The sequence below is a fragment of the Neisseria subflava genome (assembly GCF_003044645.1).
GTDB lineage: Bacteria > Pseudomonadota > Gammaproteobacteria > Burkholderiales > Neisseriaceae > Neisseria > Neisseria subflava_B.
Genome location: NZ_POXL01000004.1, coordinates 150,694 through 164,178 on the forward strand (window position 1 = coordinate 150,694; position 13,485 = coordinate 164,178).

Here is a 13,485-nt window from a genome sequence, read left to right on the forward strand (position 1 = left end):
GTGAATGTTTTCAGACGGCCTTAGCCGTTTTCTTTGCACACCAGGTCTTCAGGTGCGGATGTAATGGCGAAAATGCCCCGGATGGCGGCTTCTTTGACGGTTTCGGTGAAGTCGGAGAGGTTTTCGGCTTGTGATGAGTATTGGATGGCTTTAATCATCATCGGGGCGTTGAGGCCGGTTAGGATGGCGGATTTGTTTTCGCGCACCAGCCGGCGTGCGGCGTTGCACGGTGTGGCGCCGAAGATGTCGGTCATGATCAGCACGCCGCGGTTGTTGGGAAATTCCTGCAATGCGGCGATGGCGTTGTTGATGATGTCGTTTTGATCTTCGTTAGGCTGTACACCGAGGATGTGGAGATTTTCGGGAAAGCCGTTAGGAAAGAAATGGTCGGCCAAACCGCGATAGGCTTCACCTATGGTTTCATGTGTAATGATTAACAAACCTATCATGATGTGTTCCTAGCATGGGGGTTGAGGCCGTCTGAAGATTTTTCAGACGGCCTTTGTTTTATTTATTGTTTAAGGCGTAGATTTCGCCGAGGTTGCGCCAGCAGCCGGCGGCATCCATGCCGTAGCCGAAGACGTAGCGGTTGGGCACGTCCAAACCGACATAATCGGCTTTGGTTGGTTTTTCTTTATCGATCAGCTTGTTGGCAAATACGGCCGCACGGCAGCTTGCTGCGCCCATTTCCAACAGTTTTTCCTGAATGGCGGCCATGGTGTGGCCTTCGTCCAGAATGTCGTCCAAAACGACTACATCACGGCCTTTGATTTGCTCGGGGTCGGGCATGCGTTTCCAGTTGAACGCGCCACCTGCGAGCTTGTCACCGTAGCGGGAAACGTGGACGTAGTCAAAGTCCAAAGGGAAGCGCAACAGCGGCAGCAGCTGCCCTGTAAACACCACCGCGCCACCCATTACAGGCAGGAGCAGGGGGTATTTGTCGCCCAAGTCGCGGGTAATGTCGTCGGCAACTTTTTGCAAGGCCGCGCGGCATTGTTCTTGGTCAAACAGCAAGTCGGCATTGTCCAGCATGGCTTGGGTTTCAAGGCGTTTGGTTTCTAAGTCGGTCATGATAGGTCGTGTTGAGTGCGGTTAAAAACAAATTATATAGCGGATTCAATCAATTTTCGATACAAGGCGCGGCAATAGTGTAGTGAAAGCGAAGGGGATTTGAGCCGACCACGTTCAGACGGCCTTTTGTCCTTCCGCTTCGTCCACCAGCAAAAATGCCGTTAAAGCCAAAGCGGTCAATACTGCCGTCAACACCATCGCCCGTCCGTAATTGTCCGCACCGGCGCGCCCGAGATAATCGTAAATCAAAGTGGTCAGCGTCTGCCATTCGGGGCGTGACAGGAATAATGTGGCTGCAAATTCGCCGATACACGTTGCCGAAGCCAAAGTCAGACCGCGCCGTAAGGCTGGTTTCAATAAAGGCGCGGTTACATAACAGGCCGTCTGAAAACCGTTTGCGCCCATAGTGCGCGCCGCTGCCGTGTAATCTTTGGGCAAACCGTCCCATGCGGCCAGTACGTCTTTGGCCACAAACGGATACGCCAACAGCGCGTAAGTCGCCGTCAGCAGCCATAGCGAAGCCGTCCACTGCGGATAAAGTAACAATACGCCAAACGCGATGCACACGGGCGACACCATAAACGGCAAAAACATCAGCGCGCGCAACCACGCCATTTGCCGTGCCGCCGCCGCATACAGCACGCCCAAAACCGTCGCCGCCGCCACCGCTGCCGCAGAGAAACGGATCGTGTTCCACACCGCTGCCCACGTTTGCGCTTCCAGCAAGACTGCCCACGAAGAGCCTGCCGCTGCCGCCTTGAGCCATACCGCCGCCAAAGGCAGCAGACAGCACACTGCCAACATCGCCAATACCGTTGCCGTCAGCCATTTTTCCCAAGCCCATATCGGCGCACGCGGAGGCAAAGGCGAGACCGACTTATCCACAGCCACGCGTTTGCTCCAATACGCATACAAACCGCCTGCCGCCGCCGTAACCGCCAGTACCAGCCACACCAACACCGACGCACGCGCCATGTCCAACTCATACGCCACCAGCCGGTAGATTTCCACTTCCACCGTTGCAAAACGTTCGCCGCCGAGCAACAAGGCCAGCCCGAAGCCTGAAAAACAATATAAAAACACCAGGCACGCGCCGCCGGCAACCCACGCGCGCACCACCGGCCATTCGACCCAGACAAACCGCCGCCACGCGTCCGCGCCCAAAGATTGCGCCGACAGCAACCGCGCCTGCGGCACACGCACAAATCCCTGATACGCCGAGCGCACCAAAACCGGCAGGTTGAAAAACACGTTGCCGTAAATCAGCAGCCACGGCGTGTCCTGCCAACCTGCCGCCAGCATACCGTGTGCGCCAAATAAAGCCAGTACGCCCATGCCTGCCACCAAGGTCGGCATCACAAAAGGCAGCATCAGCAGGCGCAAAACCGTGCGTCGTCCGGCAAAGTCCATCCGTGCCAGCACCCATGCCGCAGGTACTCCTAAAACCGTGACCAAGACGCAGGTCAATACCGCCTGCGCCACCGTCCAGCCCAAGCGCAGGCGCATATAGTCATCAGCCACCACTTCCGCCCAAGCGCCTTCGCCGTCGTAAAACGCCAGCGACATCAAAGGCGCGGCCACCATGACCGCCAAGAAGCCCAAAGGCAGAAGCAACAGCGCAAACCGCCGAATCCAAACCTGCATCGATGCGTACCCGAGAATAAAAACGCCTATTTTAGCCCGAGTTCGGCATAGAAGGTGGTATTCCTGCCCTTGTTTTCAGACGGCCCGGGCATCCTGACGGATAAAACCGCCGTTTCTTCAAATTTTCCAAATATTTACGAAATATCTTCAAAAAGGCAACATAATTGGTTGGGCATTTTTGTTACAATGCCGCCGATTCAAAAAACCAAACAAATCAAAAACAAGGAAACATTATGACCACTACACGCCCACAAACCTACGATGCCGTCGCGCGCGCGTTGCACTGGCTGACCGTACTCGGTTTCATCGGCATCCTCTCCACCATTACCGTTTGGACCATCTACGATGGCGAAGAATGGGTCAAATCGCTCTTCGGCGTGCATAAATCCATCGGTTTCATCACGCTGTTGGTGATTATCGTGCGCATTGTTTGGGCCTTGCTCAATGCGTCCAAACGTCCTGCCGCCGACAGCTTTGCCGCAAAAGTAGGCCACCTTGCCCTTTACGTCCTCATGCTCGCCGTTCCCGTTATCGGCATGATCCGCCAATACGGCGGCGGTCGCGGCCCGTTGAAAGTCTTCGGTGTCGAAGTGATGCAGGGTTCGCCTGAAAAAATCGAATGGATGTCCAACCTCGGCAATATGGCGCACGGCAAACTCGGCTGGCTGCTCTTCGCGCTTGTCGCCGGCCACATCGCCATGGTTGTCGTCCACCGCATTCAAGGCCACGACGTTTTATACCGCATGATCGGCCGCCGTTCTTAAGTGTAAAACGGTAAACAGCCAAGGCCGTCTGAAAACAGTTTGACTAAGCAGAAACTGTTTTCAGACGGCCTTTTTGTATTTGTGTTAATCTGCAAAAGTAGGTCAGGCATTTTGCCTGACGTTGTCTAAATACTGCAAACCGTACCGAGAAACACCATGATTGCTCCCATTCTCGCCATCACCTCCGGCGAACCGGCCGGCATCGGCCCCGACATCTGCCTTGATTTGGCTTTCGCCGACCTTCCTTGCCGTCCCGTTGTTTTGTGTGACAAAAACCTGTTGGCGCAAAGGGCCAAACAGCTCGGCAAATCCGTCATCCTGCGCGACTTCCAAGCCCAAGCGGCTGATCCGTTGCCCAAGGGCGAACTTGAAGTTCTGCATATTCCTTTAGATGCCGAGTGTCGGGCGGGCGAGCTCAATCCTGCCAATGCCGCGTATGTCCTCCGGCTGCTGGATACGGCGTATCAAGGCATTTCAGACGGCCTGTTTGCCGGTATGGTGACCGCGCCGCTGCACAAAGGCATCATCAACGATGCCCACGCAGGCAACGGCTTTTTCAGCGGTCATACCGAATACCTCGCCGAAAAAAGCCATACCGAACAAGTCGTCATGATGTTGACCGGTGGCGGCCTGCGTGTGGCATTGGTTACCACCCATCTGCCGCTGAAAGACATTTCCGCCGCCATCACGAAGCCTTTAATCGAGTCGGTTGTCCTCATTCTTGAACACGACCTGCGCCATAAGTTTGGCATAGCCAAACCGGTCATCCTCGTTACCGGCCTCAATCCCCACGCGGGCGAAGGCGGCCATTTGGGACACGAAGAAATCGACACCATTATTCCGGCGCTTCATGCCCTGCAGGCCGAAGGCATAGACGCGCGCGGCCCTTATCCGGCCGATACTGTGTTCCAACCCTTCCTGCTCAAAGATGCCGACGCCGTCCTTGCCATGTATCACGATCAAGGACTGCCGGTGCTCAAATACGCCGGTTTCGGCGAAGGTGTGAATATCACCCTCGGCTTGCCCTTTATCCGCACCTCCGTTGACCATGGTACTGCCTTGAACTTGGCCGGTACGGGCAAAGCCGATTCCGGCAGTTTGATTACCGCTGTCCGCGCCGCGCTTGATATGGCGCACAATATGCAGCAGGCCGTCTGAAGCCCCATGTTTTGGGTTTCAGACGGCCTTTTGGTTTTTTGGTTTACCAAATTTCAGACAAAGTTTCTTTGACTTTGGCCTTCACTTCCGCACCAAAGCGGCGGCTGAGCATTTTGCTGAAATCGTCTTGCGGCGTGTAGTTGACTAGATCGGGAGCTTTGACGACATCGCGGGCGACGCTGTAAATGCTGCCGAAGTCGTCAATCAGGCCGACCTGTTTGGCTTCTTTGCCGGTGTAGATGCGGCCGCTGAAAACATCGGGATACTGTTTGTCTTTCAACCTTGCGCCGCGGCCGAGTTTAACGGCTTTGATAAATTCTTGGTGGATATCGCCCAACATGGTTTCCCAAATTTGGGTTTGCGCCGGGGTTTCAGGTGTGAAAGGGTCGCCCATGCCTTTGTTGCTGCCGGCGGTTTTCAGACGGCGTTTGACACCGGCTTTGTCCATCAGGCCGGTAAAGTCAAAACCGCCGCCGATCACGCCGATGCTGCCGACAATACTGGAAGGGTCGGCGTAAATTTTGTCGGCTGCGGCGGCAATGTAGTAGCAGCCGGAAGCGCACATGTCTTCGGCAACGAGGTAGACAGGGATGTCTTTGTGTTCGGCTTTGAGGCGGCGGACTTCGTTAAAGGCCGTGTTGGACACGACAGGCGAACCGCCGGGGCTGTTGGCGCGGATGATGATGGCTTTGGCGTTGCCGTTGTTGTAGGCGGCTTCCATGCTGTCGCGCAGGATTTGGACTTGGTCGTCGATGTCGTTGCCGATTTCGCCGGTCAGGTCGATAACGGCGGTGTGTTCGCCGCGGGCGTGGATGCTCGTGGTTTTTCCTTCTTCTTCTGCAAAGCCGAAGATCAGGCTGAGGAAGATGAGGACGGCGACGCCGCGCCAGATATTGCGCCAAATGCGAGCGCGGCGCTGTTCTTGGTAGGCGGCGAGGAGGACTTCGCGCAGGGTGTTGCGCTCCCAGTTGTCAACGGGTGTGGAGGCTGAAGATGGCGTGTTTGGGGCATCGCCTTCACGGTGGATTCGGTATTGCATGATGTGATGTGCTTTCTTGTGGGCCGTCTGAATGTTCAGACGGCCTTATCGATTTAGTTGATGGAATAGCCGCGCAGGTATTGCGTACGTTCGCGTGTCATGCGTGTTTCACACTGCAGGCGCAGGTATTCTGCTTGTGCGGCGCTGTCTGCGGACGCGGCGGCTTGTTGGCAGTTGAGTTTTTTGCTTTGAATCCAGGCGCGTTGTTCGCCGAGGATTTGTTGTTTGACATCGCTGTCCATGCCGCCCCAGAGGTCGTTGATCTCGCCGTCTGCCTGACGGTTTTGCGCGCGCGCGTTGTCGAGTTCGCTTTGACTGAGGCCGGGCGGCTCGTTGCGCGGAGTTTGATGGTCAGGACGCAGGACTTCGTAGTCTGAATTATCGTCATCATCGGTCAAGCCGACGGCTTGGCTGGCGGCGTTGTTTTCGAGGATGTCTTGCGGATTAACAGTCGGCGGCTCTTCCGTATTTTGGTTTTGCAGCAGCTTGATGGCCTGCTCTTTGGATACAGGTTTGCCGTCTATCATGACGATGCTTTTCACGCCGTAGGGCAGCAGGGTGGCGGAAAGGGTTTGGGCCGTGGTGCTCAGGGCGTTGTCTTCGAGAACCAGTTTGCCGTCTTTGTCGGGGGTATAGAGCAGGGTGGTGCTGAACGTGTTGTTTTCAAAAGTCAGGTTGCTGCCCATCAGTTTTTGTTCGAGCATGTCGGACAACGGGGTGTTGCCGTAAATCAGCGGGCTGTTGTCTATGGCCGTTTTGAGGATGGTGTCGGGAATGCGGATTTTGAGGTTGGCGCGACAGATGGCTTTGCCGTTGTCTTCGGTTTCTTTGGGGTCTTCAAGCAGGGTTTCTAATTCGAGGCCGGCGGCGATGATTTTGTCGGCATCGACGAATTGGCGGTTGTCATTGCGGGCAAAGGAGCGCGCTTGTTGTTTGAGGGTGTCTTCGATGGTGGTACGGATGTTTTGCAGTGTGGCCGGTTGGGCGCAATCAAGCGCGGCTTTCGGCTCTTCTTTGCTGCATGCGGCAAGAAGAATCGTGCTTAAAATCAATACGGAAGCGGTTTTTTTGTACATGGGTACTCCTGAAGATGACGGCCTTTCAGACGGCCTGACGTGCCTATCATAACAAAAGCACTTGCAGCAAGTAAATGCGGCAAGTGCTTTTCTATGTCAGACGTATCAGCCTTTGATGACGCTGATGAAGCCGGAGAGGATGGCGGCGTTGAGCAAGTCAACGAAGAAGGCACCGACCATAGGCACAATCAAGAAGGCTTTGTGAGACGGACCGAAAGTTTGGGTAATGGACTGCATGTTGGCAACGGCGGTCGGGGTGGCACCCAAACCGAAGCCGCAGTGACCTGCCGCCAATACGGCAGAGTCGTAGTCGCGACCCATGAAGACGTAGGTAACGAAGGTTGCGTACAGAATCATCACGACGGTTTGTACAGCCAAGATGATAGTTACCGGGCCTGCCAGACCGGTCAATTCCCACAGTTTCAGGTTCAGAAGAGCCATAGACAGAAAGAGGGACAGGGAGGCGTTACCGAATACGTCGATGGCACGGTCAAACATATTGACTTTGAAGGCGGCAGTCAGGACGTTGCGGATGACCACGCCTGCAAACAGACACCATACGAATTTAGGCAAGTCGAAGAAGGCTTTGTCGTAGCCGTCGACAATTTCGGCAAAAGCCAAACATGCGGCAAACATCGCGAGCGTTTCGACAGCGGAGTCAGCCGTAATCAGGCGGGTGCGCTGTGCTTGTTCGAAGATGTCGTCAGTAGCATCGTTGTCGTCAGATTTGGCAGTTTTGACGATAGGTTTACGGCCCATTTTGTTGATCAGACGGCGTGCAACAGGACCACCGATCAAACCGCCGAATACTAGGCCGAATGTTGCAGAAGCCATACCTAAGCCGGTTGCGCCGGTCAGGCCGAATTTGCTTTCAAAGTCAGGACCCCATGCACCGGCGGTACCGTGACCACCGGTCAGGGTAATCGAACCAGTAATCAGGCCAATCAGCGGATCCAAGCCCAATGCGCTCGCCAAGCCGACACCGACGAAGTTTTGGACGATGATGAATGCACCCACTACGGCGGTAAAGATAACCAAAGGCAGGCCGCCCGCTTTCAAACGGGAGAAGTCGGCGCTCAAACCGATGGATGTAAAGAAGATGAGCATGAACGCATCTTGCAGCGGTTTTTCAAATTTAAAGCTGACGCCGTAGGCTTCGTGCAGGGCGAACAGGACGATAGCGGCAATCAAACCGCCGGCGACCGGCTCGGGAATATTGAAGTCTCTTAAGAATTTGATTTTTTGAACCAGAAATTTACCAACCAGCAACACGAGCGTGGCGGCAATCAGTGTGTAATAACTGTTGAATTCCCATTCCATGTTGTTTCACCTCCTAGAAATGTTTTTCCGAGCATCCGTTTTTGTTCCGGATGCAGTGTGTTTCAACGCTTGGCGTTATCCGCCGGGCGCCATGGTATTGATGCGCGGACAAGGTGTTTTCAGAAAGAAATGAAAACAATGACGTGTCCGTGAAAAATAACTGGCAAATATTAGGGGAATAGTTAAAGATTGTCAAAAAATGCGAGTGTAAATATTTTCAGACGGCCTTTTGACCGATGGCATGGTGCGCTTCGCGGCGCCATTGTTCTAATAGGGATGTTAATGATTCGGCCGAAGTGTGGCCGTTGCTGATGGCGGCCTGCAGCCAGTAGCAGGCGGTCGGAACATGGCAGCTTACACCTTGCCCGTGATAGTAAAAACAGGCGAGGTGGTATTGGGCGGAAGGGTGGTTTTGTTCGGCAGCGATGGCGTACCAGTGGGCGGCCGCCCGAGGGTCTTGCGCCGTACCGAGGCTGTAATGGTAGATGCGGCCTAAGGCTGCCGCCGCATTTTTATGATGGAACTCGGCCGCTTCCATGTAATTTTTGCGCGCGGCATTGTAGTCGGCGGGACGGCCGATGGCGTGGGCTTGTGCTTCTGCCAAACGGTAGATGGTTTCGGTTTGTTGCTGTTGCAGGGCGGCTGTTTTGATTTGTTCGTATTGTTGCGGATGGTACAGTGCGGCGTCGCTGATGAGTTTTTGTGCCGCGGAGGCAGAACCTAACGTGGCGGCACGGTGGTAGTAATCGTGCGCGATATGGTTGTCGGCTTTGATGCCGAGGCCGTAGCGGTAGAGGTCGCCCATGATTTTCAGGGCTTCGGGATGGTCTTTCTCGGCAGCAGCTTTGGCATAGCGCGCCGCTTGGAACGGATCGCGTTCGGAAAGTTCGCCGGTTAGGGCGTATTGGGCCAGCTTGGCCTGTGCTTCCGCTTGCTCCTTATCGGCGGCACGACGATACCATTCTAAGGCTTCGGGTTTGCGTTGGGCGGCAAGAAGGTCGGCCAGCAGGGTTTGTGCGGCGATGTGGCCGGCTTGCGCGGCTTGTTCGAGGTATTGTTCGGCTTGTGCGTGGTTTGGGCTGACACCTGTACCGTAGAAGTAGATTTGACCGAGTTGCCAGCAGGCGGCAGTCACGCCGAGCGCGGCCGCTTTTTCGTATTGTTCGATGGCTGTCGCAACGTCGCCTTGGCGTTGATGATGGCGTGCCAGATGGTAATACGCAGGCGCGGCATATCGGGCGGCGGCAAGCTCCGCCCAGTAGAGGGATTGTGGATCGTTGCGTTGCGCGTGGTAACGCATGAGGATTAATTGGGCTTCGGGGTGACCTTGCTCACCCAGCCAGGCGTATTCGTTAAGAAGCTGTCCGGTCGGGGTGCCGTTGTGTTCGCGTTGTTGCAGCAGGGTGAAGAGTGCCTTGGGGTGGCGTTGGGCTGCGGCGGCGTCCAGCCATGGAAGTGCCTGCTCCGGATGACCGTTTTGCAGCAGATGATTGCCCAATACAAAAGCAGCTTCCGTATAACCCTGCTCTGCGGCCTGTTGCAGCAGGGGCAGGGCTTGGGCGGTATGGGATTGTTCCAAAAGGGCGGCGGCTTGCCGGTAGAGGATTTCAGGAGCGGCGGTCATGGTTTGCGGGCGGATATAAAGTGGAAGACGGATGCTGCGGCATATGGGCGGCAATACCGGTTGAGGGCTTTGTAAAAATATTGCTCGGCATAGTTTTGCAGAGTGTATTGCCTTGCTGGCTTATCTTTAGGATGTTTGGCTTGTTATATTGTTTTGCCTAGTGGTACATCCATATTTTGTGCGTTACAAAGGGCTCAGGTTGAGTCGGTATGCGCTCATGGCAGCTCGGTCATTATACTGTTTTTGTAATTTATTGTTAATGATAAATGCAGGTTTTTGTGTTTTATTTACATGGCAGTAGCTAAGGTATTGATTGCTTCAGGCCGTCTGAAATGTTTTCAGACGGCCTGAACTTTTCTTCGCTAAGTCAGGTTGTCGGTATGGAAGAGTCGGATGTGTCTTTGTTGGGGAAAAACACCTGACTATAGAAATTGCCGTTAATTTGGGTTACGTTGAGGTGGTACATACGGTAGGCATGGAACAGGTCGCTGTCAGGCGGTGTCGGATGATTCCAAAATTCTGCCAAGGTATTTTGGTCGGTTATGCCGGGAATGTCGTAATGGGCGCGGCCGAGGACTTTGACAGGCATGTTGTGGATCAATCCGGACAGGCCGCTGGTGCTGTTGATGGTAACCATACCAAGGCCGTGACGCAGGAAAACGGGCAGGGGGACATCATGGACGTAAGTGATACGGCCTTTGAGTTTGGGGTGTTTTTTGATAAAGCGTTTGATGTCGCGCCAGTAGTCGATAAAGCCGCGGTCCATCGGATGATGCTTGATGATGAGGTTGGTATCGGCAGGCGCGTGCGCGGCAAAGGAGGCCAAAACATGGAGCAGGAAGCTGCGGACGCTGGAAAAGTCGCAATGGATGCGGACTTGGCTGTCGTTGAATACCTGTAAGGGAACAATAAAAAACTTGCCGTATTTGCCCGCCTCCACGCGTTTGGCGATTTGGATGTCTTCAATATAGTAGTTCAAACGCTTGAGGATGGAGAGCGACCATAGTTTGAGGTAATGGCCGGCATTGGGTGCGCGGTGGTGGATGTAGTCGGGATATTTGCGTGGATTGCAGAACAATTCGATATAGTAACGGATGGCGTTTTTTGCCATGGGCGTAAACCCACCGCGTACCGGTGTTGGCGCTTCATATTCTTGTTGGGCCAGTTTGGGGAATTGTTCAAGAAAAAAGTCGGCACGGCGCGGCAGAGGGGAAAATGCGTTGACGCCGTCTTTTTCTAAGGTGATGTAGTAGGGGCGGAAATAGCCTTCTTCAAACGCCCAGAAACTGGCTTGGTTTTCGTTTGCAATGCGTTTTGCGATGACATGATAAGGGCGTGTGTCGCCAAAGCAGACAACCGCCTGGATGTGATGTTGAGCGATGTATTCTTGCAAAAATTCAGGAAAGGCATCGTAGCTGTCGTTAAAAACAACGATATGCGCTTGAGTGGGCGGATAAAAATAGTCGTCGCCTGCATTAAAGTTGAATTTATGTACGGTTTTGCCGTTTTCAGTCAGCCAATTGGCAAGGCGCAGAAAAAAATCGCCGACAGGACCTTGAAGCAGCAGGATATTTTCTGCGCTTTCGAGCAGGTTTTGCAGGTTGTTTTTGAGGACGGTCTGTTTCATGTCGCAATGTGGTTTTGTTTTTTATGTAATAGTTTTAGGTTGAACTTTCAAGCATACGCCAAGAGAATTAACGATGCAAAGGCAATGATGCCGCAATAGAATCAAGTTTATGACGTATCATTAATTTAGATGGTATTTATTTGAAAGATCGATATAGTTGTTTGATTTTACCTAATTTTTTAGCAAAGTACCCGCGATGTAATCCGTTGTTGTTTTTTTGCATATTTTTTTGTCGTATCAGGATTTGGGCTGCAGTTTCCGCATTGATGGCCTGATGGGTTTCGGGGTGGATATAGTCGGGGTAGTGGATGAGCGTGCCTGCAATCAGCTGCCAAAGCTCAAGCCTGCGGCTGCGGCGCGGAATGGGGAGCAGATCTTGGGTAAGCCCCCAACCTGCATAGAAAGGCAGGCCGTAGCAGCTGACTTTTTTGCCGCGCAACAAGGCTTCAAAACCGGTCAGCGAAGTCATGGTGTGAACTTCGTCTGCGTATTGGAGACAAGTCAGGATGTCGGCTTGTTCGGCGGTTTGGTCGGCATATCGTGCCGTATCTTCAGGGGAAATATGGCCGATACGGTTACCGCTGACTACATCGGGATGCGGTTTGTAGATAATATAGGCATCGGGATTGCGTTCGCGTACGGTACGGAGCAGATCCAGATTGCGATAGATTTGGGGCGAACCGTAGCGGATAGACGCGTCATCTTCAACCTGGCCGGGAATGAGGATTACGGTTTTGTCGGTTGACGGGGCGGTGAAGTCTGAGCTGCCGACGTTGTATTTGCTGATGTGGTTTTCGGTCAGCATTTTTTGCAGCTTCAAGGCCGTCTGAAAGTCTTGATCGTCGAAGTTTTGGTTTTGTAGGATGTGTTCAAGACGGGACGGGATTTCAGCATTGAAATAAATGCCCATATCGTCGGTAACGAGCGACAGCGGCGGCACTAAATTAGAACCAAGCCCGACCGAGCGGATAAAGCCGTCTTCCATGCGCAGCAGGGGGATATTATGTTGTTCGGCAAAACGGACGATGGCCTCTTCGCCGTTACCCCAGGCAAGGATGCGTGCATCATCGGACAGTTTGACTCCGGCCAGTTTTTGGGTGGAAGAGATAAATTTCAGACGGCATGAGGGTACATTAAAGAACGGTTTGGCAACCGCGCGTTTCCACAAAGACATGCCGACGCAATATAACTCACCACGTAATTTGTCGTTTTTGCGTTTGACTGTCGCCAGATAGTCGATAACATCAAAGAGGCTGCCTGCTTCGCCGGTATTGGGGTTGAGGTAGCGGCTGTATTGCAGATAGGCTGCGGCGAAGAGTTGCAGTAAGTTGCGGGGGGCGCGGCGTTGGGTTTGAACAAGGCTGTCGATTTTAGGATGGCGGTCGTCACTCACGCCCCATCCGGCGTACCACGGCAGGCCGAAGGTGGTCAGTGGTTTGCCGCACAAAAGCGCCTCAAAACCCATTTGCGAGGTAACGCAATAAACCTTATCGACGTTTTGCAACAAAGAAATCGGATTGATGTCTTCTGCCAAAAGATGGACGCGATATTGCTGCGCCAGTTGGGTCAGATAGCCTTGTTTTTTGCCGCACAAAACATCGGGATGGGTTTTGACCCAGATATCGGCTTGCGGGTTTTCATTCAAGGCCGTCTGAAACATCAGTTCAAACGTAGAGGCATCTGCACTGCCATATTGGATAGCCATATCGCCGAAGGTTTGGTCAATGATGAGGATGGTTTCGGGTTTGGATGGGGAGCGTAAAGGATGATCGTCTGAAAGTTCGGGCGCGTGGTTGTATTTGGACAGGTGGTGTTGCAGGATGAAATCCATCGCCTGCCGCGCTTGAGCCAAGGTTTCAGACGGCATGGTATCGGCGGCGAGAATCAGTTGTTCCAAACGTGAAGGACGCGTGGTGTCGTAGTAGATACCGATGTCGTCATAGACGATGGAGTAGGGCGGATAACCGACGACGCCCAGTCCGAGCGAGCGTAAAAAGCCGTCCTCAAGATTGAGCAGGGGCAATCTTAAGATATGTGCTAATTTTCTGCGTTTGGGATGTTTCTTGCCCCAAAATACTGCGGTCTTATCCGTTGAAATTTTGTCTAAAAATTTGGTTAGCAAGAGACGTTGTTTAAATAGGCCGAATGTTGAAAAAATCATT

The 13,485-nt window shown here is 53.5% G+C and carries 11 protein-coding genes; 2 read left to right on the top strand and 9 right to left on the bottom strand.

Features of this window, described 5'->3' with window-relative positions; genetic code table 11:
* Nucleotides 1–20: 20 nt before the first annotated feature.
* The 3 genes from DBY97_RS06010 to DBY97_RS06020 form a co-directional block, all read right to left on the bottom strand.
* On the bottom strand, nucleotides 21–449 hold the full coding sequence (locus DBY97_RS06010; protein ID WP_107857794.1) for a PTS sugar transporter subunit IIA: 429 nt from the start codon (nucleotides 447–449) through the stop codon (nucleotides 21–23).
* A gap of 58 nt (nucleotides 450–507) precedes the next feature.
* A complete protein-coding gene (locus DBY97_RS06015; protein ID WP_107857795.1) occupies nucleotides 508–1,071 on the bottom strand; it encodes a hypoxanthine-guanine phosphoribosyltransferase in 564 nt (187 codons plus the stop codon).
* A gap of 114 nt (nucleotides 1,072–1,185) precedes the next feature.
* Nucleotides 1,186–2,715, bottom strand: coding sequence for an ABC transporter permease (locus tag DBY97_RS06020; RefSeq protein ID WP_107857796.1), 1,530 nt, complete (start codon nucleotides 2,713–2,715; stop codon nucleotides 1,186–1,188).
* Between the two features lie 233 nt (nucleotides 2,716–2,948).
* Between DBY97_RS06020 and DBY97_RS06030 the strand changes: the two genes are divergently transcribed.
* Entirely contained in the window at nucleotides 2,949–3,479 is a 531-nt protein-coding gene (locus DBY97_RS06030; RefSeq protein WP_107857798.1) for a cytochrome b, read from the top strand.
* A 156-nt stretch (nucleotides 3,480–3,635) separates the two neighbouring features.
* The gene (gene pdxA / locus DBY97_RS06035) at nucleotides 3,636–4,637 is read left to right on the top strand and encodes a 4-hydroxythreonine-4-phosphate dehydrogenase PdxA (RefSeq protein WP_107857799.1); all 1,002 of its coding nucleotides are present in this window, start codon (nucleotides 3,636–3,638) and stop codon (nucleotides 4,635–4,637) included.
* A 43-nt stretch (nucleotides 4,638–4,680) separates the two neighbouring features.
* On the opposite strand, the gene DBY97_RS06040 is transcribed toward pdxA, so the two are convergent.
* The 6 genes from DBY97_RS06040 to DBY97_RS06065 all read right to left on the bottom strand — a co-directional run bounded on the left by DBY97_RS06040 (nucleotide 4,681) and on the right by DBY97_RS06065 (nucleotide 13,484).
* Nucleotides 4,681–5,676: a S49 family peptidase gene (locus DBY97_RS06040; RefSeq protein WP_107857800.1), complete on the bottom strand. Its 996-nt coding sequence runs from the start codon at nucleotides 5,674–5,676 to the stop codon at nucleotides 4,681–4,683.
* Nucleotides 5,677–5,729: 53 nt separating this feature from the next.
* Complete coding sequence (locus tag DBY97_RS06045; RefSeq protein WP_107857801.1) at nucleotides 5,730–6,752, bottom strand: lysozyme inhibitor LprI family protein; 1,023 nt, start codon at nucleotides 6,750–6,752, stop codon at nucleotides 5,730–5,732.
* Between the two features lie 105 nt (nucleotides 6,753–6,857).
* Complete coding sequence (gltS, locus tag DBY97_RS06050; protein WP_063068530.1) at nucleotides 6,858–8,072, bottom strand: sodium/glutamate symporter; 1,215 nt, start codon at nucleotides 8,070–8,072, stop codon at nucleotides 6,858–6,860.
* Between the two features lie 217 nt (nucleotides 8,073–8,289).
* Nucleotides 8,290–9,696 carry an SEL1-like repeat protein gene (locus DBY97_RS06055; RefSeq protein ID WP_107857802.1) on the bottom strand — a complete coding sequence of 469 codons (1,407 nt, stop codon included), beginning with the start codon at nucleotides 9,694–9,696 and terminating at the stop codon, nucleotides 8,290–8,292.
* A 367-nt stretch (nucleotides 9,697–10,063) separates the two neighbouring features.
* Nucleotides 10,064–11,323 (bottom strand): capsule biosynthesis protein, encoded by a 1,260-nt coding sequence (locus DBY97_RS06060; RefSeq protein ID WP_107857803.1) that lies wholly within the window; start codon nucleotides 11,321–11,323, stop codon nucleotides 10,064–10,066.
* 136 nt (nucleotides 11,324–11,459) lie between these two features.
* Nucleotides 11,460–13,484: a capsular polysaccharide biosynthesis protein gene (locus DBY97_RS06065; RefSeq protein WP_107857804.1), complete on the bottom strand. Its 2,025-nt coding sequence runs from the start codon at nucleotides 13,482–13,484 to the stop codon at nucleotides 11,460–11,462.
* Nucleotide 13,485 lies beyond the last annotated feature (1 nt).

What these genes read in the sequence shown, in the direction of transcription:
- DBY97_RS06010 (WP_107857794.1), bottom strand. Translation starts at nt 449, where the DNA reads ATGATAGGTTTGTTAATCATTACACATGAAACCATAGGTGAAGCCTAT.
- DBY97_RS06015 (WP_107857795.1), bottom strand. Translation starts at nt 1,071, where the DNA reads ATGACCGACTTAGAAACCAAACGCCTTGAAACCCAAGCCATGCTGGAC.
- DBY97_RS06020 (WP_107857796.1), bottom strand. Translation starts at nt 2,715, where the DNA reads ATGCAGGTTTGGATTCGGCGGTTTGCGCTGTTGCTTCTGCCTTTGGGC.
- DBY97_RS06030 (WP_107857798.1), top strand. Translation starts at nt 2,949, where the DNA reads ATGACCACTACACGCCCACAAACCTACGATGCCGTCGCGCGCGCGTTG.
- pdxA (WP_107857799.1), top strand. Translation starts at nt 3,636, where the DNA reads ATGATTGCTCCCATTCTCGCCATCACCTCCGGCGAACCGGCCGGCATC.
- DBY97_RS06040 (WP_107857800.1), bottom strand. Translation starts at nt 5,676, where the DNA reads ATGCAATACCGAATCCACCGTGAAGGCGATGCCCCAAACACGCCATCT.
- DBY97_RS06045 (WP_107857801.1), bottom strand. Translation starts at nt 6,752, where the DNA reads ATGTACAAAAAAACCGCTTCCGTATTGATTTTAAGCACGATTCTTCTT.
- gltS (WP_063068530.1), bottom strand. Translation starts at nt 8,072, where the DNA reads ATGGAATGGGAATTCAACAGTTATTACACACTGATTGCCGCCACGCTC.
- DBY97_RS06055 (WP_107857802.1), bottom strand. Translation starts at nt 9,696, where the DNA reads ATGACCGCCGCTCCTGAAATCCTCTACCGGCAAGCCGCCGCCCTTTTG.
- DBY97_RS06060 (WP_107857803.1), bottom strand. Translation starts at nt 11,323, where the DNA reads ATGAAACAGACCGTCCTCAAAAACAACCTGCAAAACCTGCTCGAAAGC.
- DBY97_RS06065 (WP_107857804.1), bottom strand. Translation starts at nt 13,484, where the DNA reads ATGATTTTTTCAACATTCGGCCTATTTAAACAACGTCTCTTGCTAACC.